The organism is Xanthomonas boreopolis (assembly GCF_046529185.1).
GTDB lineage: Bacteria > Pseudomonadota > Gammaproteobacteria > Xanthomonadales > Xanthomonadaceae > Pseudomonas_S > Pseudomonas_S boreopolis.
In genome coordinates this window covers 1,860,184-1,881,448 of record NZ_CP097162.1, presented here as the reverse complement: position 1 = coordinate 1,881,448, position 21,265 = coordinate 1,860,184, and the positions used below count along the sequence as shown (strand labels likewise).

14 protein-coding genes are annotated in these 21,265 nt (G+C 68.8%); 2 read left to right on the top strand and 12 right to left on the bottom strand.

Translation table 11 applies throughout. The features are described 5' to 3' along the window. Window positions 1-73: 73 nt before the first annotated feature. The 3 genes from M3M27_RS08265 to M3M27_RS08255 are packed head-to-tail and all read right to left on the bottom strand — an operon-like array spanning window position 74 to window position 5,126. On the bottom strand, window positions 74-1,444 hold the full coding sequence (locus M3M27_RS08265; protein ID WP_434027740.1) for a metallophosphoesterase: 1,371 nt from the start codon (window positions 1,442-1,444) through the stop codon (window positions 74-76). Beyond that, window positions 1,441-2,601 carry a phytase gene (locus tag M3M27_RS08260; protein WP_434027739.1) on the bottom strand — a complete coding sequence of 387 codons (1,161 nt, stop codon included), beginning with the start codon at window positions 2,599-2,601 and terminating at the stop codon, window positions 1,441-1,443. Before M3M27_RS08260 ends, M3M27_RS08265 begins: the two co-directional genes overlap by 4 nt. Beyond that, the gene (locus M3M27_RS08255) at window positions 2,601-5,126 is read right to left on the bottom strand and encodes a TonB-dependent receptor (RefSeq protein ID WP_434027738.1); all 2,526 of its coding nucleotides are present in this window, start codon (window positions 5,124-5,126) and stop codon (window positions 2,601-2,603) included. Before M3M27_RS08255 ends, M3M27_RS08260 begins: the two co-directional genes overlap by 1 nt. A 273-nt stretch (window positions 5,127-5,399) precedes the next feature. On the opposite strand from M3M27_RS08255, the gene upp reads away from it, so the two are divergent. After that, a complete protein-coding gene (upp, locus tag M3M27_RS08250; protein ID WP_140718734.1) occupies window positions 5,400-6,032 on the top strand; it encodes a uracil phosphoribosyltransferase in 633 nt (210 codons plus the stop codon). Between the two features lie 313 nt (window positions 6,033-6,345). On the opposite strand, the gene M3M27_RS08245 is transcribed toward upp, so the two are convergent. The 7 genes from M3M27_RS08245 to rsmD form a co-directional block, all read right to left on the bottom strand. Further along, a complete protein-coding gene (locus M3M27_RS08245; RefSeq protein WP_434027982.1) occupies window positions 6,346-8,046 on the bottom strand; it encodes a glycoside hydrolase family 9 protein in 1,701 nt (566 codons plus the stop codon). Between the two features lie 121 nt (window positions 8,047-8,167). Next, the gene (locus M3M27_RS08240) at window positions 8,168-9,058 is read right to left on the bottom strand and encodes an MBL fold metallo-hydrolase (protein WP_140718736.1); all 891 of its coding nucleotides are present in this window, start codon (window positions 9,056-9,058) and stop codon (window positions 8,168-8,170) included. Between the two features lie 280 nt (window positions 9,059-9,338). Beyond that, the gene (gene ggt, locus M3M27_RS08235; protein ID WP_434027737.1) at window positions 9,339-11,075 is read right to left on the bottom strand and encodes a gamma-glutamyltransferase; all 1,737 of its coding nucleotides are present in this window, start codon (window positions 11,073-11,075) and stop codon (window positions 9,339-9,341) included. After that, the gene (locus M3M27_RS08230) at window positions 11,072-11,356 is read right to left on the bottom strand and encodes a YfhL family 4Fe-4S dicluster ferredoxin (RefSeq protein ID WP_140718738.1); all 285 of its coding nucleotides are present in this window, start codon (window positions 11,354-11,356) and stop codon (window positions 11,072-11,074) included. The genes ggt and M3M27_RS08230 overlap by 4 nt, the downstream gene beginning before the upstream one ends. A gap of 257 nt (window positions 11,357-11,613) precedes the next feature. Then, entirely contained in the window at window positions 11,614-12,108 is a 495-nt protein-coding gene (locus tag M3M27_RS08225) for a hypothetical protein (protein ID WP_177497491.1), read from the bottom strand. Between the two features lie 42 nt (window positions 12,109-12,150). Further along, window positions 12,151-12,657 (bottom strand): pantetheine-phosphate adenylyltransferase, encoded by a 507-nt coding sequence (coaD, locus tag M3M27_RS08220; RefSeq protein WP_140718739.1) that lies wholly within the window; start codon window positions 12,655-12,657, stop codon window positions 12,151-12,153. Beyond that, window positions 12,654-13,286 carry a 16S rRNA (guanine(966)-N(2))-methyltransferase RsmD gene (rsmD, locus tag M3M27_RS08215; RefSeq protein WP_434027736.1) on the bottom strand — a complete coding sequence of 211 codons (633 nt, stop codon included), beginning with the start codon at window positions 13,284-13,286 and terminating at the stop codon, window positions 12,654-12,656. Before rsmD ends, coaD begins: the two co-directional genes overlap by 4 nt. A 244-nt stretch (window positions 13,287-13,530) precedes the next feature. Between rsmD and htpG the strand changes: the two genes are divergently transcribed. Further along, window positions 13,531-15,429, top strand: a complete 1,899-nt coding sequence (htpG, locus tag M3M27_RS08210; RefSeq protein WP_434027735.1) for a molecular chaperone HtpG — start codon at window positions 13,531-13,533, stop codon at window positions 15,427-15,429. A 116-nt stretch (window positions 15,430-15,545) separates the two neighbouring features. On the opposite strand, the gene M3M27_RS08205 is transcribed toward htpG, so the two are convergent. Both M3M27_RS08205 and M3M27_RS08200 read right to left on the bottom strand, forming a co-directional pair. Then, window positions 15,546-18,422: a TonB-dependent receptor gene (locus M3M27_RS08205; protein WP_140718742.1), complete on the bottom strand. Its 2,877-nt coding sequence runs from the start codon at window positions 18,420-18,422 to the stop codon at window positions 15,546-15,548. 409 nt (window positions 18,423-18,831) lie between these two features. Next, window positions 18,832-21,258: a beta-L-arabinofuranosidase domain-containing protein gene (locus M3M27_RS08200; RefSeq protein WP_434027734.1), complete on the bottom strand. Its 2,427-nt coding sequence runs from the start codon at window positions 21,256-21,258 to the stop codon at window positions 18,832-18,834. Window positions 21,259-21,265 lie beyond the last annotated feature (7 nt).

Below are 21,265 nucleotides of genomic sequence, written 5' to 3'. Positions count from 1 at the left end.
ACCAGCAAAGCTCGTCGGTGCCGAAATCCTCCTGCGGAAAGAATCAGATCAGGGCAGTCCACACCGTCCCCACTCACTCCCAACACCGATCCGCCCGCCCCTTCGGCGAAACCGGCCGCGCACAATCGCGCGGCGCGATGCGGCCTTCCTCGCGCTCGACCAGGCGTTTGTCCGCGCCCTCGCGGACCAGCTCGAACGCATCGTAGAGCCGCCCCGTCGCGGTCCGCGACTCGTAGGCCAGCCGCTGCGGATCGATGCGCAACACCTGGTAGAGCTGGGTGTCCTCGCCCACCGGCTTCATCGTGCGGCGCGCGAAATCCGACAACCGGTACTGCTTGGGCCCGGCCACCGAAACGATGAACACCGGCGTGGACGTGCTGCCCTCGTCGCTGCGGCGGCCATAGGTATGGTCGTGCCCCTGCAGCACCAGGTCGACCTTGTGCCTGCGGATCACCGGCAATACCTGCTCCACCAGCCTGGCGTTGTCGCGCTCGGCGCGCGGCGAGTAGAACGGCTGGTGGATCAGCACGATCGACCACGGCAGCGGATTGCCGGCCAGCACCTTGTCCAGCCAGGCGGCCTGCGCCGCGCCGGTGCCGAGATCGAGCGCCGACGTGCCGTCGAGCACCGCGATGCGCACGCCCTGGTAGTCGAACCAGTAGCTGGTGTGCTGCGTTTCCGCCGGCCCGTTGCGCGGCAGGGCGAACGCCACCGGCCAGTGCCCGCCGAGCACGCGCCGCTCCTGCGGCGTGTCCTCGAACTCCTCGTGGTACTCGTGGTTGCCCGGGGCCGGCGCGACCGCGGTGCCTTCCAGCAGCCAGCGCCCGGCCTCGAACCACTCGCCCCACTCGCTGTCGTCCACTCCGTCGCCGCCGCTGACCAGGTCGCCGGCGAACAGCGCCAGCCGCGCGTCCGGCGCGCTGCGCCAGGCCTGCCGGATCACCCGCGAGACCAGGCTCAGGTTCTTGTTCTGGGTATCGCCGAAGTACAGCAGCGTCAGCGGCGCCTCGGCGCTGGCGGCGGTGCGGAAGTGTTCCCACGGCCCCCAGGTGCCGTTGCCCTGCACGCGGTAGGCGTACAGCGTGTCCGGTTGCAGTCCGTCCACGTCGGCGCGGTGGTGGTGCGACACGCCGTTCTCGCTCTGCAGTCCGACCGTGGTGGCGGCGATCCGGCGCGGCGTGCCGAGGTCCGGCGAATCGCCGGCCGGCACGAGCTCCAGCTGCGGCCGGTCCACCGACGCGTCGGTGCGCCACATCACCGCGAAGCCGTGCGCGGCGTCCTGCGCCGGCGATGCGACGATGCGGTCGGGAAAGCCGCTGGCGGCATAGTGGCGGCTTCCCGGCGGCACCTGCGTGTTCGGCTCGGCCGCCGGCGCGGCGTGGCCGAGCACCGGCACCAGCGCCAGCAGCCACCGCGCCCATCCTCCCTGGCGCACCGGCCTCATTGCGCGCAGGTCCTGAGCTTCAACGCCTTGGCCACGTCGCGCCAGTCGAAGGCCGCTACCGCCTGGTCGTCGTGCACGGCGTAGAACACGCCCTGCGGGAAGCGCGCATCGCCCCGCATGTCCATCCACACGCCGTCGGTATTGGCGGTGACCTTGCCGGCGAAGGCGCCCACGTGCGCCAGCGTCTGCCGGTCGAACACGTGGAAGACGCTGCGGTCCTTGAATTGGTCGGTGCCGATCCAGTAGCCGCTGCCGTCTGAGCAGGCCTGCAGGGCGATGCCCTCGGCCTGCGCCTTGTACAGGCCGGCGCCGATGTCGCGACCGCGGTACTTGCCGTCGGCCAGCCCGTACTCGCGCAGCCGGGTGCCGGTCGCCACGTCCTCTTCGGCCAGCAGCAGCCGGTCGTGCGCGGGGTCGCCGAACACCGATTCGGCAATGCGGATCGCGCCGGCTTCGCCGGTGTCGCCGAAGGTCTGCACCAGCGCGGCCTTCCAGCCCCTGCCCTCGGGCATCAACTGGTAGCGCCGGAAGCGGCGGCCGAGGTCCGCCAGCGGCGGCACGGTCTTCTCGTCGGCGCCCAGCATGTAGTTGTCGCTGACGACAACCTCGATGCCGCCCTCCTTCTCGCGCGCCCACAGGCCATAGGGCTTGGCCAGGTCGTCGGCGCCGAAAGTCAGCACCGAGGCGAAGTCCGGCAGCGAGAACATCTGCACGCGGTGGTTGTCGCGCTCGACCACCAGCACGCGGTCGCCGACCACGGCCACGCCGTTGGGCCGGTCCAGCTGTCCCGCCGCGCCGCCCTTGCCGCCGACGGTGCGCAGGCGTTCGCCGCTGTCGCCGTCGAACACCACCAGTTCGCCGCTCTTCTTGGCGGTCGTGATGACCCAGCGCTTGCCGTCCGGCGCTGTCCAGCTGGCCGGCGAGTCGAGGTTGTCGGCCGGCGCGGACGCGGTGACGAAGGCCTCGGCCACCACCTGGTGCGGGACCTTGGCCTCGCCGAGCAACGGATCCTTCCCGGCCGCCTCGTCCGGCTCGCGGTCGCCGGCCGTCGCGGCGGTCGCCGCTTGCGCCGGCCCGGGCGTCGGCGCCTTGCAGGCGACGACCAGCCCGCAGGCCAGCGCAAGCGTTCCCAGCCGCAGCATCGCAGCGGCCGCCATCACAGCTTCACCCGCAGGCCGACCGCGTAGGTGCGGCCGTATTCCTCGTACTGCTGCGTGTGCGAGCGCGTGCCCTGGTAGCGTTCCAGCGGCTTGTCGAGCAGGTTGGAGGCGTCGAAGTAGAGCTGCACGTTGTCGGTGACCTGGTAGCTGAGGCTGAAGTCGAGCTGGGTGTTGGGCGCCACGTAGATATCGTAGTCGCGGGCCTTGCCCAGTTCGTCCAGGTACTCGCTGCGGTACACCGCCGAGGCGCGTGCCGAGAAGCCGTTCTTCTCGTAGCCCAGGAACGCGGTATAGACGTTCTTGGAAGCGCGCGGCAGGGTGAAGTCCTCGTCCTCGCGGCCTTCCAGGCCCGGGTCGAAGTCGGTGTGCAGCCAGGTACCGCTGGCGCCGGCCAGGAACCCGTTCCAGCCTTCCGGCAGGAAGTCGAACTGCTGCTGCCAGTTGAACTCCGCGCCGTACACCTTGGCGCTCTTGCCGTTGATGGCCATGCTCACGTCGTAGCCGGCATAGGCCGGATCGTTGTCCACGACGGTATCGACGATGTAGCCGTCGATCGACTTGTGGAACAGGCCCAGCGAGACGATGCCGCTCTTGCCGATGTACTTCTCGAACGATAGGTCGGCGTTGGTCGACTCGTACGGATCGAGGTTCGGGTTGCCCAGCGACACTTCCTCGTCGTCGTTGTTGATCGCCGCGTGCGGCGCGATCTGGCCGAAGCCGGGCCGCGACACGGTCTTGTTGACCGCCGCGCGCAGCGCCCAGTCGTCGCCGCCGTTCCAGCGCAGGTGCAGGCCCGGCAGCACGTTGGTGTAGCTGGCGCTGGCCTCGAGCGGGCTTACCGCGAACGATTCGCCGTCCTCGGCCACGTCGATCTGGTAGCCGGTCGCGTTGAAGCGGGTGTTCTCCACGCGCACGCCGGCGATCACGCGCAGCGCGCCGATGTCCCAGGTCCCCATCGCATAGGCGGCCAGGATGTCCTCGCGCGAGGTGTAGTCCTCCGACAGCGCGCTCACCGCATTGCTGCCGACGTCGCCGTCGTCGGCGCTGTACAGGCCGCCGGACTGCGCCCAGTAGCGGCGCATCGCCGAGGAACTGAGCGCCTGCCCGAGGCTGTTGCCGCGGTGCGACGGCGGCGCCACGGTCCAGTCGGCCAGGTCGATCTTGGGCCCTTCCGACAGCTCGGCCTCGTTCTTGTCCACGTCGCGGTCGCGCCAGCGCCCGAGCAGGCCGAACTTGTAGCTGGCGTTGTCGTCGTCGAAGCGAACGTTGACCTTGGCGCTGTACTCGTCGTCGTCGGTGCGGCCCGGCGCGACCACGAACTTGTCGAACTTGTAGCCGTCGTTGGACACCCATTCGTCGCTGGACAGGCCGATGGCCGGCATCCGCCCGGTCTGGTCGATGTCCGCATCCAGGTCGTCGCCGTCGTACTTGAAGCGCGCTTCCTTCTCGTCGTTCACGCGCTCGCGGGTCTTGGTGTAGCCGGCCTGGTAATCCACCACCGCGCCGCTCAGGCGATGCTCGCCGCCGAAGCTCGCCGCCAGCGTGTCCTGCTTCTTGGTGCGGTAGCGCACCCGCTTGGAGAGCTTGTCGACCGGCGCCGAATAGGTGCCGTCGCCGTTGGCCTCGATGTCGTCCGGCTCGAACGAGATCACCGTGTTCTGGCGGGTTTCGGCATCCTCGAAGCTGCTGAACAGCGTGCGCAGGTAATAGCGGTTGTCCGCGTCCGGGCGCCAGTCGAGGTTGAGGTTGGCGCCGATGCGCTTGCGGTCGATGTAGTACTTGCGGCGCTGCTGCTCGACCATGACCAGGTCGCCGTTGTCGATCTCGTCGTACTCGCCCTCGGTGTTGTCGGACTGGAACTCGCGGTCCTGGTAGTTCAGGCCCAGCGCAATGCCGAAGGTATCGTCGGCGAACAGGTCGCTGTAGTTGAACGAGGCCTTGGGGCTGGTCTTGTCGCTGAGCTGCTGGTGGTTGGCCTCGACCTTGGCGCGGATGCTGCGGCCGTCGCGGTCGAACGCCGAGGCCGACTCGACCTGGATCGCGCCGCCGATGGAGTCGCCCGGCATGTCCGGCGTCGGCGACTTGACCACCTTCAGGCGCTCGGTCGACTCGGACGGGATCACGTCCATCGGCGCGGCGCGGTTGTCGCTCTCGGGCGTGCCGATCTCGATGCCGTCGACGCTGACGCTGTTGAGCGCCGCGTCCAGGCCGCGCACCACCACGAAACGGCCTTCGCCCTGGTCGCGGGTGACGCTGACGCCCGGCAGGCGTTGCAGCGACTCGGCGACGTTCTGGTCGGGATAGTCGCCGACCTCGTCCGCCGACACCGCGTCCAGGATCGCATCGGACTCGCGCTTGAGGTCCACCGCGCGCGCCTGCGCCTCCAGCTGCGGCCGGACCTCGACGCGGTCCAGGTCCACGGCGGCGCTCGCCGCCCCGGTGGCGGCCTGCGCGGTGGAGGCGGAGGCCGCCGCGGCCAGGCCGAGGGCGATCGCCACGAACAATGGATGCTTGGTGTGCACTGCCGGATTCCCCATGTCGGTAAAAGAAAGGACCCGCGCACGTGGATGTGCGCTGCTCTTGTGACGGATTCACAAAAGATGGTCAGGCAACGTATTTCCGACAGGTTTCATGCCAGTGACATTCCGACGTGTTTTTAACGCCGTTCCGACGCCGCTCCGACAAAGGAGGCGTTTTCGGCACCCGGCGGCACACCGAGATGACACCCGGGTGACAGCTGGCGGCAGGCGGCGCGCCTGCGGCACACTGTGCGCACCCCCACGCCAGACAACCCCATGAAGATCGTCGAAGTCCGCCATCCCCTCGTGAAGCACAAGATCGGCCTGCTGCGCGATGCGGAACTGAGCACCAAGGGCTTCCGCGAGCTGGTGACCGAGCTGGGCACGCTGCTGGCCTACGAGGCCACCGCCGACCTCGACACCGAAGCGCACACCCAGCAAGGCTGGGCCGGGCCGGTCCAGGTGCAGCGCATCGCCGGCGCCAAGATCACCCTGGTGCCGATCCTGCGCGCCGGCCTCGGCATGCTGCCGGGCGTGCTGGCGCTGATCCCCGCCGCGCGCGTCAGCGTGGTCGGCCTGCAGCGCGACGAGGAAACCTTGCAGCCGGTGCCCTACTTCGAGCGCCTGACCGGCCGCCTGACCGAGCGCGACGCCCTGATCCTGGACCCGATGCTGGCTACCGGCGGCACCCTGATCGCCACCATCGACATGCTCAAGCGCGCCGGCGCCCGCCGCATCAAGGGCATCTTCCTGGTCGCGGCGCCGGAGGGCCTGAAGGCCCTGGAAGCCGCGCATCCGGACGTGGAGGTCTACACCGCCGCCATCGACGAGCGCCTCAACGAGAAGGGCTACATCCTGCCCGGCCTGGGCGACGCGGGCGACCGCATCTTCGGTACGCGGGTGGAGTGAAGCGGCAGGCCCGGGAAAAACATCTTTGCCCGCGCTTGGCTCCATCAGGCGATTTGCGGATTTTTCGCGGCTTTTTGCTTTTTCGCAGGAGGGACTTCAGTCCCGACAGGGGGCCGGAAAGCCCTGTCGGGACTGAAGTCCCTCCCACAACGGCATCCGGTCCGGGCAGGCTCGTCGCTTCGCCGGGCTGGGTCCCGGCCCCGAGTCCTGGCTCTCCCGGCAAGGCCCGTCGGGACTGAAGTCCGTCCACAACGGCGCTAGACCCGGGGCAGGCTCGGCGCCTTGCCGAGTCCCGGGCCCCAGGTCCCGTCTCTCAACGCGTCAACACCTGGATCGCCGCGCTGACGTACACCAGCGGCGCGTTCCAGTTGATCGCCACCTCGTTGCTGGCATAGCTGCACGCGTCGTCCAGGTACGACAGCGCCGGCAGGCTGGACGGATAGGCCGCCTTGCAGCCCGCCGCGTCCTGTTGCCCCGGCTGCGGCCCGCCGGCCAACCAGCCCGGGACCGGATCGGCGATGCCGTCGGCCTCGGAAACGCGATGATGGATGTGCATCGGCGAGCGCAGGCCGATGCCGGTGACGAACGACAGGCCCAGCGGATTGCGCCCCAGCACGTAGTCGAGCTGCGACTGCGCCGCATCCAGGTAATCGCGCTGGCCGGATAGCCGGTAGCCCTGTAACAGCATCATCGCCTGGTTCAGCGCGATCGCGTTGCTGCCCCAGCGGAAGTCGTCCTCGCTCATCGCGATTCGCCACGGCGACTGCCGCCACCGCGCGGACAACCTCGCGGCCAGCCCGTCGACCTCGCGGACGATGCGTTCGCGATCGGCGCGTGCCGTCAGCCGCTCGCGATGCTGCGCCAGCGTCGTCCACGCCAGCCCGGCGACGTTGCCCCACGACGGCACGCTGGCCGGCACGTCGCGCGCGGCGAACGCATCGTAGAAACCGTCCTCGCCCGTGGCGACGTACAGCTCGGCCGCGGCCCAGGCGAGTTCGTCGTCCAGCTCGGCATCGTCGTAGCCGCCGGTATGCACGTCCGGCGGCTGCCTGTAGACCGTGTCGGGGTGCCGTTGCGCCCAGGCCCAGGCCTTGCGTGCGGCGTCCAGCATGCGCGCGGCCTGGCCTGGGTATTGCTTCTCGAACGGGGCGTAGATCCGGCTCGCGGCAGCCATCACCGCGGCGAAATCGAGCGTGGCCGCGGTGCCTTTCATCACCACGTAGCGCTGCGCGCGCGCCTGCTCGGGCATCACGTTGCCCTCGAACCGCAGCGTGGTCAGCTTGTGGTACACCCCGCCATCGGCCGGGTCCTGCATCGCCAGCATCCACTGCAGGTTCCACCACGCCTCCTGCAGGATGTCGGGCACGCCCGGCGCGTCGTCCGGGATGCCCGCCTCGAGCGTCCGGAAGAACTGCGGATAGTGTTCGTAGGCGGCCAGCAGCGTATAGGTGCTGATGCCCGAATTGACCACGTACTTGTTGTAGTCGCCGGCGTCGTACCAGCCCTTGGGCGCGGAGATGGAACTGCCCTCGGGCCGCGCCGCCGAGGCCGCGGACGCGTGTATCCGCACGTCGGTATCGGGATGGCCGGCAGCGCGCGCGAAACGCCCCGCGTAGCGCTGCGGAAGATCGGTGCTGGCGCGATTGAAATAGAAGGCCTTCAACGCGGCCCGGGCGAGCGGCACGTAGGCCTCCGCCGCCACCGGGAACGGATCGGACGGAGGCAGGCCCTCGACCCGCACCCGGTAGCGGCCGGGCTTGTCCAGGGCGCTGAGGTCGGCCACCTGCGCCGCCTGTCCTGCCGGCGCCCATTCGAGCGGCGGCGACAGCGTCCCGCGCAGGACGACGCGCCCTCGCGCATCCTCGACGCTGAAGGCAGAGGCGGCCGCCGCGGATCCCGCCGGCCGTCCGACCACCGCGAGCTTGTGCGATCCCGGCAGGAAACCCAGCTGGTCGAGATGGATGGGCGCCGCCGCCGGAGACCCGGCTTCGGACGACTGGGCACTCCACGGCATGCAGCAGGCGACGAGCGCGAGGAAAGCGATCCGGTTCATGCGCCGATACTGCCGCCGCCCCTGCCGGCCAGCAAGATCGTGCCGGTTATAGGCGGCGCGCGCGGCCGAATAGCCGCGCCGGCTAGGCCGCCAGCGGCCGGGCGCGCAGTTCCTGGACCTCGTGCGCCGTGGAGAAACGCCCCTTGTCGTCGCGCACCACCTGGGCCAGCGCGCACGACGGATCGTGGGTGAAGAACAGGTGCACGTTGCGCGCGAGCTTGTCTTCCAGGAACTCGCGCTTCTCGTCGATCAGCAGCTCCGCATTGCGGTCGTAGCCCATCGTGATCGGCAAGTGCACCCACGAGCGGCCGGGAATCAGGTCCGCGCAGAACGCCACGCCACCGTGCGCCCGCCCCTGCACCTGTTCGGGCCCGACGATCTCCGACAGCATCAGCCCCGGCGTATGCCCATCGCTGAAGCTGAAGCGCACCGCCTCGCCGAGCACGCGCGAATGCGGGCCATCGACGATCTCCAGCCGCCCGCTCGCTTCGAGCAGGTCCTGCAGTTCGGGAATGAAGCTGGCGCGGTCGCGCGGATGCGGATGCCTGGCGCGTTCCCAGTGCGCGGCGCCGACCAGGTAGGTCGCATTGGGGAACAGCAGTTCCGGCGCGCGCCCCTCGGCCCACGGCGCGAGCAAGCCGCCGGCATGGTCGAAGTGCAGGTGGCTGAGCACCACCACGTCGATGTCCTCGTGCTCGAACCCCGCCTCGCGCAGCGATTCGATCAGCACGTGGTTCTCTTCCTGGATGCCGTAGCGCTCGCGCAGCCTGGGCTCGAAGAACGCGCCGACACCGGTCTCGAACAGCACGGTCTTGCCCGCCAGCGGACTGGCCAGCAAGGCGCGGCAAGCCAGTTCGATGCGATTGGCCTCGTCCGGCACGGCCCACTTTTCCCACATCGCGCGCGGCGCGTTCCCGAACATCGCACCGCCATCCAGCTTCTGGGTATTGCCCCGTATCGACCAAAGTTTCATTTGCAAATCATCGGGGATTCGGCGTTAAGGATTTGGAAGCAGGCTGGGGATTCGGGATTCGGGATTCGGGATTGGGGATTGGGGATTGGGGATTGGGGAAAGCATCCTTGCTTGGGCCAGGCGGTCAAGCGACCTGCCGCTTCTTGCTGCTTCTTGCTTTCCTGTGGGAGGGACTTCAGTCCCGACAGGCTTTACCGGCCAGCTGTCGGGACTGAAGTCCCTCCCGCAACGGCCCCGGAGCAGCCTTTTCCGGCTTCCTGCTCCTGGGGTTCCGGCTCCCTCACTTGTCCAACTGCACCTCGGCCGCCCCGACCTCGTTGCGCGGATCGCTGCCGCCGGCCAGGGTGTTGCTGCGCCTGTCCCATTCCACCGTCTGCAGATTGCCCCAGACGTGGCTGGAGCCGCGCCCGCCGGCGGCGGTGTCGCCCGGCAGCTTGAGCGCGTGGCCCATCGCCTGCAGGCCCTTGACCGTAGCCTCGTCGAAGGTGCCGCTCTCGGCCTCGATCACGTCGGGCAGCCACTGGTGGTGGTAGCGCGGCAGCGCCGCGACCTGCTGCGGGGTCAGGCCGTCGTCGTAGCCGAGGATGCCCAGCAGCACCATCGTGATGATGCGGCTGCCGCCCGGCGTGCCCAGCACCACGGTCTTGTCGGCGTTGCGCATGAAAGTCGGCGTCATCGAGCTGAGCGGGCGCTTGCCTGGCCTGGGCGCGTTGGCCTCGTAGCCCATCACGCCGAAGGCGTTCGGCGTGCCCGGCTTGAGCGCGAAGTCGTCCATCTCGTCGTTGAGCAGCACCCCGGTGCCCTTCGGGATCAGGCCGGACCCGTACAGCAGGTTCACCGTCTGGGTCGCGCCGACCAGGTTGCCCTCGTCGTCGATGATCGAGAAATGCGTGGTCTCGTCGTCCTCCAGGGGCGTCGGATTGCCCGACAGCAGGTCGCTGGGCGTGGCCTTCTCCGGGTTGATCGTCGAGCGCAGGCCAAGCGCGTAGTCCTTGCTCAGCAGCACGCGCTGCGGGATCGCGGTGAAATCCGGATCGCCCAGGAAGAAGGTGCGATCGCGATAGGCGCGGCGCATCGCCTCGACGACCAGGTGGGTGCGATGCGCCGGGTCCATCGCCTTGAGGTCGTAGCCCTCCAGGATCTGCAGCATCGACGCCAGCGCGATGCCGCCCGAGGACGGCGGCGGCGCGGTGGTGATCTTCCAGCCCTTGTAGTCGAACTGGATCGGCGTGCGCTGCTTGACCCGGTAGGCGGCCAGTTCCGCGGCGGTCCACTTGCCGCCGGCCTGGTTGACGCCGGCGATCAGCTTCCTGGCGGTCTCGCCCTTGTAGAAGCCGTCGAAGCCCTTCTCGCCCAGCAACGCCAGCGTGCGCGCCAGTTCGGGCTGCTTGAAGATGTCGCCCTCGGCGATCGGCTTGCCGTTGCGCAGGTACACCTCGCGCGTGCCGGGGTAGCGCTCCATCACCTCGCGCCGCTGCGCGTAGCCCCTGGCCATGCGCGCGTAAACCGGGAAGCCCTCGGTGGCGATGCGGATCGCCGGCGCCAGCGACTGCTTCAGCGGCAGGCGGCCGTGCTTCGTCGCCAGTTCGACCAGGGCCGCCGGCAGGCCCGGAATGCCGGCCGACCACGGGCCGTTGATCGACTTGTTCGGGTCGAGCTTGCCGTCCTTGTCCAGGAACCGGTCGGGCGTGGCCGACTCCGGCGCGGTCTCGCGCGCGTCCAGCATCACGTCCTGCCCGGTCTTGGCATCGTGCAGCAGGAAGAAGCCGCCGCCGCCCAGGCCGGAACTGATCGGCTCGACCACGCTCAGCGTCGAGGACACCGCCACGGCCGCGTCGAACGCGTTGCCGCCTTCGCGCAGGATCTGCAGGCCCGCCTCGGTGGCGAGCCGGTGCCCGCTGGCCACGGCCGCGCCCGGCGGATGCGCCGCGGTGCCGGCGGCAGGGGCGGTCCCGGCCCAGGCGACCGGCGACAGCATCAGGCCCAGCAGCAGGACATGGCGGGCGAACGTTCTCATGAGGCGGGGGGCTCCTGTTCGTACAGTTCGGGATGCTCCTGCTGCAGCCGCAGCAGCTTGGCGAGCAGCTGGTCGTGCGTTTCCGGGATGTCCGGGTCGGGATCGATGCACTCCACCGGGCACACCACGACGCACTGCGGCTCGTCGAAGTGGCCGACGCATTCCGTGCAGCGCGCGGGATCGATCACGTAGATCGTCTCGCCCATCGAAATGGCGTGGTTCGGGCAGGCCGGCTCGCAGACGTCGCAATTGACGCAGAGCTCGTTGATCTTCAGGGACATTTAGGGGAATTCGGCACCAACCCGGCCATATTACCGGGATCGGACAGGCAGGTCCGGCCCCGCATGGAACGCTGCGGCCGGCTTTTGCGATGCCGGCTTCGCCGGGGGACGGCCTTCGTGGAGCGCCTTTTGTGGGAGCGGCTTCAGCCGCTCCCACAAAAGGCGGGAGGCGCCCGCCCCGGCCGCCGGTCGCACCGGCGGCGGAAGCACGGCGCCTCCGCGTCGTGGACGGGCGGGCCGAAGCCCGCCGCCCGGCATCACTTCGCTTCGACGAACACGTATTCCGCGCCGGTCGGCTTCACCACGGCCTGCACGCGCTCGTTGTCGGCCGCCTCGCCGATGAACAGCACGCGCACGCCCTTCATCGAGTCGGCCTGCACGTCCTTGAACGAGGCTTCGATCAGGTCCGCCATCTTGGCCGAGGCCGACGAACCGAACGCCAGCATGTTGCCCGGCTGCACGCCACGGCTCAGCGCGGTCTTCACGCTCTCCAGCTGGCGCTCGTAGCTGCCCTGGAACTCGGCATCCGACTCCGGCGGCAGGTAGTACAGGAACGGGCTGTTGGTGATGGTGCCCAGGTTCTGGCCGACCTCGGCCTGCAGGTATTGCTTCCAGCCGGCGTTGTCGTCCTTGGCGGGGGCCTTCAGGGCCTGGACCTCGGCGACCGGGGCCGGGGCCTCTTCCTTCTTGCAGGCCGCCAGGGCCAGCGTGGTCATCGTCGCGAGCGCCAGGGCGCGCATGGTGGTCTTCATGGAACTCCTCCCTCTGTAGGACGTGTGATGATGTGTTTTGGGTCAGGCCTGGCCGCGCGCTTCGCGGACCCGGCGCAGGGCCTCGACGACAGAGGCCGGCACGAAGCCGGAGACGTCGCCACCGAGCCGGGCGATCTCGCGCACCAGCGAGGACGAGATGAAGCTATACTGCTCGGCCGGGGTCAGGAACAGCGTTTCCACCTCGGGGATCAGGTGGCGGTTCATGCTCGCCATCTGGAACTCGTACTCGAAGTCCGACACCGCGCGCAGGCCGCGCAGCAGCACCCCGGCGCCGACGTCGCGCACGAAGTGCGCCAGCAGGGTGTCGAAACCGCGCACCTCGACGTTGGCATGGCGGGCCAGCGCGCCGCGGGCCAGTTCGACGCGCTGCTCCAGCGGCAGCGCGGGCCCCTTGGACGGGCTCTGCGCCACGCCCACCACGATCTTCTCGAACAGCGGCGCGGCGCGGCTCACCAGGTCGATGTGGCCGTTGGTGATCGGATCGAAGGTGCCCGGGTAAACGGCAATGCGGCTATTGGCCACGGTCATGCGTCTGCGGTCGGATTCAGGTCGTCGCGCAGTGTACCAGCGGCCCGCCGGTACAGCGCATAGCGCACCTCGCGGGTCGTCCCCTCGCGGTGCGGGTGCCAGTCGGCGGGCGGGCGCGGATGGGCGTCCTGCGGCGACTCCAGGTACAGCCAGGCGCTGCCGGCCAGCCGCGCCGGCAGCGATTCCAGCACCGCGTCCCAGAGCCCCGCGGCGAAAGGCGGGTCGACGAAGGCGACGTCGAAGTCCCCCTGCCCCGGCTGGCGCAGCCATGCCAGGGCATCGGCCTGCACGACCTGCACCTGCGTCCCGGCATCCAGCCTGGCGACCTGCTGGCGCAGTTGCGCGGCGAGGCCGGGATCGCGTTCGACCAGCACCGCCGAGGCGGCCCCGCGCGAAACCGCCTCCAGCCCGAGCGCGCCGCTGCCGGCGAACAGGTCGAGCACCCGCGCACCCGCGATCTTCGGCATCAGCCAGTTGAACAGGGTCTCGCGCACCCGCTCGCCGGTTGGGCGCAATCCGGGCAGGTCCGGGACCTGCAGGCGCGTATTGCGCCAGCGTCCTCCGATGATGCGGATCTGGCCCGCTCCGCCATGGGCGGGGCGCGGCGACGGGCGTGGTGGTCGGGACATGCGGACAGGCGACGGAGAGCGGCCGGCATGATAGCGCTTGCGAAAGGGGCTCCACCGCGGCCACACGGTGGACCGCGGGAGGGACTCCGGTCCCGGCGGGCTTTCCCGGCGAGGCCCGCCGGGACCGGAGTCCTCCCGCAATCGGCGGGCCGAACGGGCGCCTTGCCTTGAAATCGCCCGTCCAACCCATACCCCGGGCCCATCGGCCGCCACGCGGCCCAGGCCACCACGGAGCAAGACGACGATGACCGTTGAGACGCACAAAGAGACGCTGGGCTTCCAGACCGAGGTCAAGCAGCTGCTGCAGCTGATGATCCATTCGCTTTACTCCAACAAGGAGATCTTCCTGCGCGAACTGGTCTCCAATGCCGCCGACGCGGCCGACAAGCTGCGCTTCGAGGCGCTCAAGGCGCCGGCGCTACTGGAGGAAGACCCCGCCCTGCGCATCCGCGTCGAGTTCGACAAGGACGCCAGGACCGTCACCATCGACGACAACGGCATCGGCATGAGCCGCGAGGAGGCCGTCGCCCACCTCGGCACCATCGCCAAGTCCGGCACCGGCGAGTTCCTCAAGAACCTGTCCGGCGACCAGAAGAAGGACGCCAACCTGATCGGCCAGTTCGGCGTCGGTTTCTACAGCGCGTTCATCGTCGCCGACCAGGTCGACGTGTACAGCCGCCGCGCCGGCCTGCCGGCCGCCGAGGGCGTGCACTGGTCGAGCAAGGGCGAAGGCGATTTCGAGGTCGCCACGATCGACAAGCCGCAGCGCGGCACCCGCATCGTGCTGCACCTGAAGGACGGCGAGGAAGGCTTCGCCGACGGCTGGAAGCTGCGCGGCATCCTCAAGAAGTATTCCGACCACATCGGCCTGCCGATCGAGATGCTCAAGGAGCACTACGGCGAGGACAAGCCGGCCGAGCCGGAATGGGAGGCGGTCAACAAGGCCAGCGCGCTGTGGACCCGCCCCAAGTCCGAGATCAAGGACGAGGAATACCAGGAGTTCTACAAGCACATCGCCCACGACGTCGCCAACCCGCTGGCGTGGAGCCACAACAAGGTCGAGGGCAAGCTCGAGTACACCTCGCTGCTGTACGTGCCGGGCCGCGCGCCGTTCGACCTGTACCACCGCGACGCCGCCAAGGGCCTGAAGCTGTACGTGCAGCGCGTCTTCATCATGGACCAGGCCGAGCAGTTCCTGCCGCTGTACCTGCGCTTCGTCAAGGGCGTGGTGGACTCGGCCGACCTCTCGCTCAACGTCTCGCGCGAGATCCTGCAGTCCGGCCCGGTGGTCGACTCGATGAAGTCCGCGCTGACCAAGCGCGCCCTGGACATGCTGGAGAAGCTGGCCAAGGACAAGCCTGAGGACTACGCCACGTTCTGGCGCAACTTCGGCCAGGTGCTGAAGGAAGGCCCGGCCGAGGACTACGGCAACCGCGAGAAGATCGCCGGCCTGCTGCGCTTCGCGTCCACGCACGACGCCGGCGGCGAGCAGAGCGTGTCGCTGGCCGACTACGTGGCGCGCATGAAGGAAGGCCAGGACAAGCTGTACTACCTGACCGGCGAGAGCCACGCGCAGATCAAGGACAGCCCGCACCTGGAGGTGTTCCGCAAGAAGGGCATCGAGGTGCTGCTGCTGACCGACCGCATCGACGAGTGGCTGATGGGCTACCTGACCGAGTTCGACGGCAAGTCGTTCGTGGACGTGGCGCGCGGCGACCTCGACCTGGGCAGCCTGGACTCGGAGGAGGAAAAGAAGGCGCAGGAGGAAGTCGCCAGGACCAAGGAAGGCCTGGCCAGCCGGATCAAGGCCGCGCTCGGCGACGAGGTGGCCGAGGTGCGCGTCTCCCATCGCCTGACCGACTCCCCGGCGATCCTCGCCATCGGCCAGGGCGACCTGGGCCTGCAGATGCGCCAGATCCTGGAGGCCAGCGGCCAGAAGGTGCCGGAGAGCAAGCCGGTGTTCGAGTTCAACCCGACCCACCCGCTGATCGAGAAACTCGACGCCGAGCAGGACATGGACCGCTTCGCCGACTTCAGCCGGGTGCTGCTGGACCAGGCCGCGCTCGCCGCCGGCGACAGCCTGAAGGACCCGGCCGGCTACGTGCGCCGGCTCAACAAGCTGTTGTTGCAGTTGACGGTGTAAGAGCCGGACTGAGGGTTCAAAAAAAAGCAGGCCGCGTTCTCGCGGCCTGCCAGGGAAGCCCGCGACCGAACCGGTCGCGGGAAACTGCTTTTCCGAGTCCCGGGTCCCGGCCTCACTCAGAACTTCACGGTCACCCGGCCCCAGTAGTAGCGGCCCAGCAGGTCGTAGGTCGCCACGTCGGTGTTGGCGTTGTTGACGTTGTTGGCGTAGTACAGCGGCGGCTGCTTGTTGGTGATGTTGTCCACGCCGACCTCGAAGCGCAGGTGCCACGGCGTGAAATCGTAGCCGGCCTGCAGGTTGTGGTAGACGTAGCTGCCGATCTCGCGCACCACGCCCGGCGCGCCGGAATCGGCGGACAAGCTCTGCTCCAGGTCGCTGCTGCCGATCTGGGTCTTGCCGACGTAGCGCACGCGCCAGCTCGCGCTCCAGTCGCCCAGGTTCCAGCCCAGCGTCGCCAGGCCGCGCCAGCGCGGGAAGTTGCCGTAGGAATACGTGTACTTGCCGACGTTGTGGATCGTCACCGTGCTCGGGTCGGTGGTGTCGGGCAGGATGTCGTAGCGGGTCAGGTAGGTGCCGGTGAGGCCGGCGGTGAAGCGGCCCCACGCGCTTTCCGGCAGCCGGTAGGTCAGGTTGAAGTCGATGCCGCGCGCCCAGAGCTTGCCGAGGTTGACGGTCGGCTCGGCGATGTAGTTGATCGTGCCATTGCCGTTGCGATGGATCAGCGCGCAGAACGCGCTGGCCGAGTTGGCGTAGCACTGGTTGAGCACGGTCTGCGCCGACACCGTGGTGATGGTGTCCTCCAGGTCGATGCGCCACCAGTCCGCGCTCAGCGACAACCCTTCGATCCAGTGCGGATCGTAGACGAAGCCGACGTCGTAGGACTTGCCGGTCTCCGGCTTGAGCTGGTAGCCGGCCACGGCCGCGCCCGACGCCTTGCCGGAAACCTGGCCGTCGGCCTGCTGGTAGCTGCCGTCGGTGGGCACGTTGGCGCAGGCCGCCTCGTGGCCGCCGGTGTAGCCGTTGCACGGATCGTTGGCGGTGGCCGCGTCGCCGGCCACGCCCGCGTACAGTTCGCTGATGTTGGGCGCGCGGAACACCTGCGAGACGGTGCCGCGCAGCAGCAGGTCCTCCACCGGCCGGTACTCGATCGAGAGCTTGCTGTTGGTCTTGCTGCCCACCGAGCTGTAGTCGGAGAAGCGCGTGCCGATGGTGACGTTGAGCGAGCTGACGCCGGGCAGGTCCTTCAGCAGCGGGAACAGCGCCTCGGCGTAGGCCTCCTTGACGTTGAAGCCGCCGTTCAGAACCGAGCCGCAGTACTCGATCACCCCGCACAGGCCGTTCTCGTCGGCGGTCCACAGCGGATCGGCATGGGTGGTGGTCTCTTCCTTGCGATACGACAGTCCGGCGGCGAGGCTGGCGGTGCCGGCCGGCAGGTCGAACAGGTCGCCGTTGGCATTGGCCTCGAACTGCTTGACCGTGTAGATGCTGGTGACCACCGGGTCGACCACCATCGATTCCAGCGCGGCGGTGTTGGACGGATCGTTGATGTTGAAGACGTTGATCGGCGTGCAGCCGGCGATGACGTTGCCCGCGCTGCCGCACTTGACCGTGCCGTCGCTGTCCATGAACGAGGGCCCGACCGCCTGGTTGAACTTGGCGTAATCGAGGAAGCCGTAGTTGGTCGACTTCTGCCTGACCCGCCCGTAGTTCAGCGCGGTTTCCCAGCGCCAGGAGCTCTCGCCGAAGCCGCCGCGCAATCCCGCCGTGGCCTGGAAGTTGTAGGTGTCGTACTGGTAGCGGCGGTTGCCGAGCGAGGTGATGCGCGTGTTGAAATCGTTGTACGAGGTGCCCGTGGCGCGGTCGGTCCCGAAGTTCACGCCGAACGGGTTGTAGTAGCTGTCGGCGGACACCAGGAAGTTGTCGCCGTTGGCGAAGATCGGGATCGGGGCGATCACCGAGGCCGATTCGGTCTTGCTGAACCAGGTGTTGACGTAGGCCTCGACGTTGTCGGTGAGCCGGTAGCTGCCGAGCACGAACGCATTGGTGCGCTTCTGCGGCGTCTGCAGCAGGTTGAACGGCTGGTAGTTGTACGAATCGGCGGTGGCGCTGTAGCAATGGAAGTCGCCCTGGCCGGGGGTGCCGCTCACGCCGCCGTCGAGCGTCACGCGCGAGCAGCCGTGGCGGGCGGCCAGGGCCTTGGAGGCGTCGGAACCGTCGTTGAAGTTGATCGAACCGGTCGGCGTGGCCGAGGACCCCTGCTTCACCGACTGCCCGTCGATCAGGTACAGCGCGTCCTTGGAGTAGCCGCGCGCGCCGGCCGAGACCGGATCGATGTCGTGGTAGGAGACGCCGGCCACGAGGCTGCCGCGGTCCCAGGCCTTGCCGGCGGTCAGCGCGAAGTTGCGGCGGTTGCCGTCGCTCTTCCAGCTGGTGCCGAAGTCGCTGCTGAACTGCACGCCCTCGAACTTCTCGCGCAGGATGAAGTTGACCACGCCGCCGATCGCGTCCGAGCCGTACACGGCCGAGGCGCCATCGCTGAGCACCTCGACGCGCTCGATCATGCTGGCCGGGATCGCGTTGACGTCGTTGTAGGCCAGGCGGATGCCGTTGACCAGCACCAGCGTGCGCTTGTCGCCCAGGCCGCGCAGCGACACGGTGGAGGCGCCGGTGCCGCCGCCGTTGTTGGTGTACGGGTTGGTCGCGTTGCCGGCGATCGAGGGCAGTTCCTGCAGCAGGTCGCCGACCGTGGCCTTGCCGGTGGCCGCGATCTGCTCGGCGCTGACGGTGACCACCGGGTTGGCGGTCTCGGTGTCGACGCGGCGCAGGCGCGAGCCGGTCACGACCACGCTGTCCAGGGTCTGGGTGGCATCGCCGCCCGAGGGCGCCGCATCCTGGGCGAACGCCGGCGCCGCCACCGCGGAGGCGAGCACGGAAGTGATCGCGAGGCTGAGCCGGCGCGCGGCGGTGCCGGGGGCGATGGGCGGGCGGGACATCGGGGCGGGATTTGACGGATGCAACGACATGCAGCGGACTCCTCGGAGGTGATGTGCAGCGTTTTTCGGGCAAAGCGAGGCCACGCCGGCGCGGCCGGCGAATCGGAAGATGGAATGCAGCCGGGCGCAGGCGTCATGCGCGACGGGGGCAGCGCACCCGTGCCAGGACCGCCGGATCCCGCGCTGGAACGCAGGTTCAACGAAAAGCGGGGCAACCTTCGACGCCGTGCCAGGCAACGGCGTCGGGTCTTGCGTTAATCAGTCGGTAACAATGTGCCTGTAGTCCGACATGGCGTCTTGTCGCATTTTTCGTCCATGGCTGCGGAAAACGGCATGATTTCCGCGCGTCGCGCCGCCGCCGGCCGCAAGCCGATACGCCTGCAACCATTCCGCGTCGCCGGCCGTCCCATCAGGCATGCACCAGCCAACCGCCGAACAGCGGCCCGGCGGTATCGCCGTGCTGCGGCTCGAACCTGAACTTCAACGTCTTCGCATCGCGGGTGAGCGCGATGGGCAAGGGATAGTCGCGGTCGACGAAGTCGATCACCTGGCCGCGCTCGACCTGCACTTCCACCGCGAGCGTGCCGTTGACCAGGATGTTGAAGCGGCCCTTGTCGCTGCCCCAGAAGCGCAGGCGCAGCGCCAACGGGCGGTCGCTGCCCTTCATCTCGAACTCGACGAAACCCTTGCCGCGCACGTCGCGGCACTTCTGCCGGCGATACTCGCCGCCGAAGGAGGTATCGCTGGTCAGCCCGTGCGCTTTCTCCGACGCCTCGTCGCCGAACCGGATCGAATCGACGGCGCTGGCCTGCATGGCTTCGAAGGCGGCCTTCTGCTCCAGCCGCCGCTCCGACTCGCGCGCCCATCGCGCGGAATCCATGCGCTTGAAATAGAGCGCGCTGCGACGCTCGTATTGCGAATAGAACGGCACGAACGTGAGTCCCTCCGGGCGCGTGGTGCTGGCCAGGTAGGTCGCCGGCGCAGGACGCTCGGCGAAGCCCGAGAGCGGCGAGGCGTCGGCCACCAGCGCCGGATCCGGCGCATCGTAGGGTTCGCCGGCGGGGCCGAGGTCGGCCGCCAGCGCCAGCGCACCGCGCATCACCACCACCGTGTCCGGATCGCCCGGCGCCGGTTCCAGCCGCAATGGCATGGCGAATTCCAAGTCGATCGTGTCCCCCGCCTTCCAGGCGCGCTCCAGGACGATGTAGCCCTCCCCGGCCTGCGCCTTCCGGGGAACGCCGTTGATGCGCAGCGCGTAGCGCCCCTCGCACCAGGCCGGCACGCGCAGGCACCACCGGCGCGGCGTCTTCTCGCCGATGCGCGCGACCCGCAAGCGCACCTTCCCGTCGACCGGCAGCCCGCTGTCCAGGTCGAGGGCGAGATCGCGCTCCGGCCAGTCCAGCGCCGAGGGAATGTAGAGGTTGACGTACAGCGATTGCGCGTCGTGCCAGAAGATCGAGTCGCCGAACTGCGCGTGCGCCTCCATGCCGGTGCCGACGCAGCACCAGAACGAATCGAACTTGTCGGAGAACTCGCGGCGCCCGCCGGCGATCATCGGGGTCATGTAGGTGAACATGCCGGTGCCCGGGTGCTGCGCCGCCATCGTGTGGTTGTGCAGGGTGCGCTCGTAGTAGTCGAAGTAGCGCGCCTGCGGCGTCCACTGGTACAGGTGCCGGGTGAGCTTGAGCATGTTGTAGCTGTTGCAGTGCTCGCAGGTCTGCTCGGTCAGGAACGCGGCGATGGTGTCCGGTTGCTGGAAGTACTCGCGGTCGGCGTTGCCGCCGATCACGTAGCTGTAGTGCGCGGTCACCGTTTCCCAGAAGAAGCGCGCGGCGGCCGCCGAATCGGCGTCGCCGGCTACCTCGAACTGGCGCGCCTCGCCGATGAACTTGGGGATCTGGGTATTGGCATGGATGTGCGGCAGCGCATCGCGGCCGGCGATGGCGGGGTCGACCACCTTCTCGTGGCGCAGGCGCTTGCCCACGGCGGTCCAGCGCGGATCGCCGGTGCGCGCGCCCAGCTCGATGTAGGACTCGTTGAGCCCGCCGAACTCGGTGTCCAGCAACTGCTGCATCTGCGCATGGTCGAGCGCGTCGAACACCCCGGCGAAATAGCCCGCCATCGGCACCAGCACCTCCAGCGCCTGCCGGTTGCCCGCCAGCGCGTGCGCATCGAGCAGGCCGGCGAACAGCTTGTGCTGGGTGTACAACGGCGACCAGCTGCCGTTGAGGTTGAACTTGCTGCCCTTGATGATGCCGCGCCGCACCTCCTCCATCACCTGCTTGCCGCCCTCGATCCCGCCCTTGTCGTTCTTGCGGGTGAAGCCGCCGACGTAGCCGTCCTTGTCGGCCGCCTGCGCGCGCGCCAGCTCGGCGACGATGTAGTCGATGCGTTGCCTGGCGTCGGCGTCGCCGGTCTGCGCGTGCAGCTTGGACAGCGCGCTCAGGTAATGGCCCAGGGTGTGCCCGGAGATGGTGTCGCCCTCCCAGCCGCCATAGCTCTCGCCCTTCGGCGGCAATCCGGCGTACTTGAGGAAGTTGCACAGCAGGCGATCCGGTTCCAGCTCGAACAGGTAGCGGCGGTTGGTCAATACCGAATCCAGGAACAGCGAAGGCTTGAGCCGGACGTTCCCGAGCGGCACCGCCTGCACCTTGCCGGCCTCCGTTGCGGCCGCCTCCAGGGGAAAGCGCAGGAAGCCGGCGGCGACCGCCAGCGCGCTCCATTGCAGGAAGCGGCGGCGCGCCGGATCGTCGATGCCGGCGGCCGCGGCGTGGACGTGGGCGGCCTGCAGACAAGGCGTGTCGGACGCGGGTACGGAAGGAACGGAAGAACGCATGCGGGGT

What these genes read in the sequence shown, in the direction of transcription:
- M3M27_RS08245 (WP_434027982.1), bottom strand. Translation starts at nt 8,046, where the DNA reads ATGCCGTGGAGTGCCCAGTCGTCCGAAGCCGGGTCTCCGGCGGCGGCG.
- M3M27_RS08240 (WP_140718736.1), bottom strand. Translation starts at nt 9,058, where the DNA reads ATGAAACTTTGGTCGATACGGGGCAATACCCAGAAGCTGGATGGCGGT.
- M3M27_RS08230 (WP_140718738.1), bottom strand. Translation starts at nt 11,356, where the DNA reads ATGTCCCTGAAGATCAACGAGCTCTGCGTCAATTGCGACGTCTGCGAG.
- M3M27_RS08200 (WP_434027734.1), bottom strand. Translation starts at nt 21,258, where the DNA reads ATGCGTTCTTCCGTTCCTTCCGTACCCGCGTCCGACACGCCTTGTCTG.
- coaD (WP_140718739.1), bottom strand. Translation starts at nt 12,657, where the DNA reads ATGACCGTGGCCAATAGCCGCATTGCCGTTTACCCGGGCACCTTCGAT.
- M3M27_RS08205 (WP_140718742.1), bottom strand. Translation starts at nt 18,422, where the DNA reads ATGTCCCGCCCGCCCATCGCCCCCGGCACCGCCGCGCGCCGGCTCAGC.
- rsmD (WP_434027736.1), bottom strand. Translation starts at nt 13,286, where the DNA reads ATGTCCCGACCACCACGCCCGTCGCCGCGCCCCGCCCATGGCGGAGCG.
- M3M27_RS08225 (WP_177497491.1), bottom strand. Translation starts at nt 12,108, where the DNA reads ATGAAGACCACCATGCGCGCCCTGGCGCTCGCGACGATGACCACGCTG.
- upp (WP_140718734.1), top strand. Translation starts at nt 5,400, where the DNA reads ATGAAGATCGTCGAAGTCCGCCATCCCCTCGTGAAGCACAAGATCGGC.
- M3M27_RS08260 (WP_434027739.1), bottom strand. Translation starts at nt 2,601, where the DNA reads ATGGCGGCCGCTGCGATGCTGCGGCTGGGAACGCTTGCGCTGGCCTGC.
- M3M27_RS08265 (WP_434027740.1), bottom strand. Translation starts at nt 1,444, where the DNA reads ATGAGGCCGGTGCGCCAGGGAGGATGGGCGCGGTGGCTGCTGGCGCTG.
- htpG (WP_434027735.1), top strand. Translation starts at nt 13,531, where the DNA reads ATGACCGTTGAGACGCACAAAGAGACGCTGGGCTTCCAGACCGAGGTC.
- ggt (WP_434027737.1), bottom strand. Translation starts at nt 11,075, where the DNA reads ATGAGAACGTTCGCCCGCCATGTCCTGCTGCTGGGCCTGATGCTGTCG.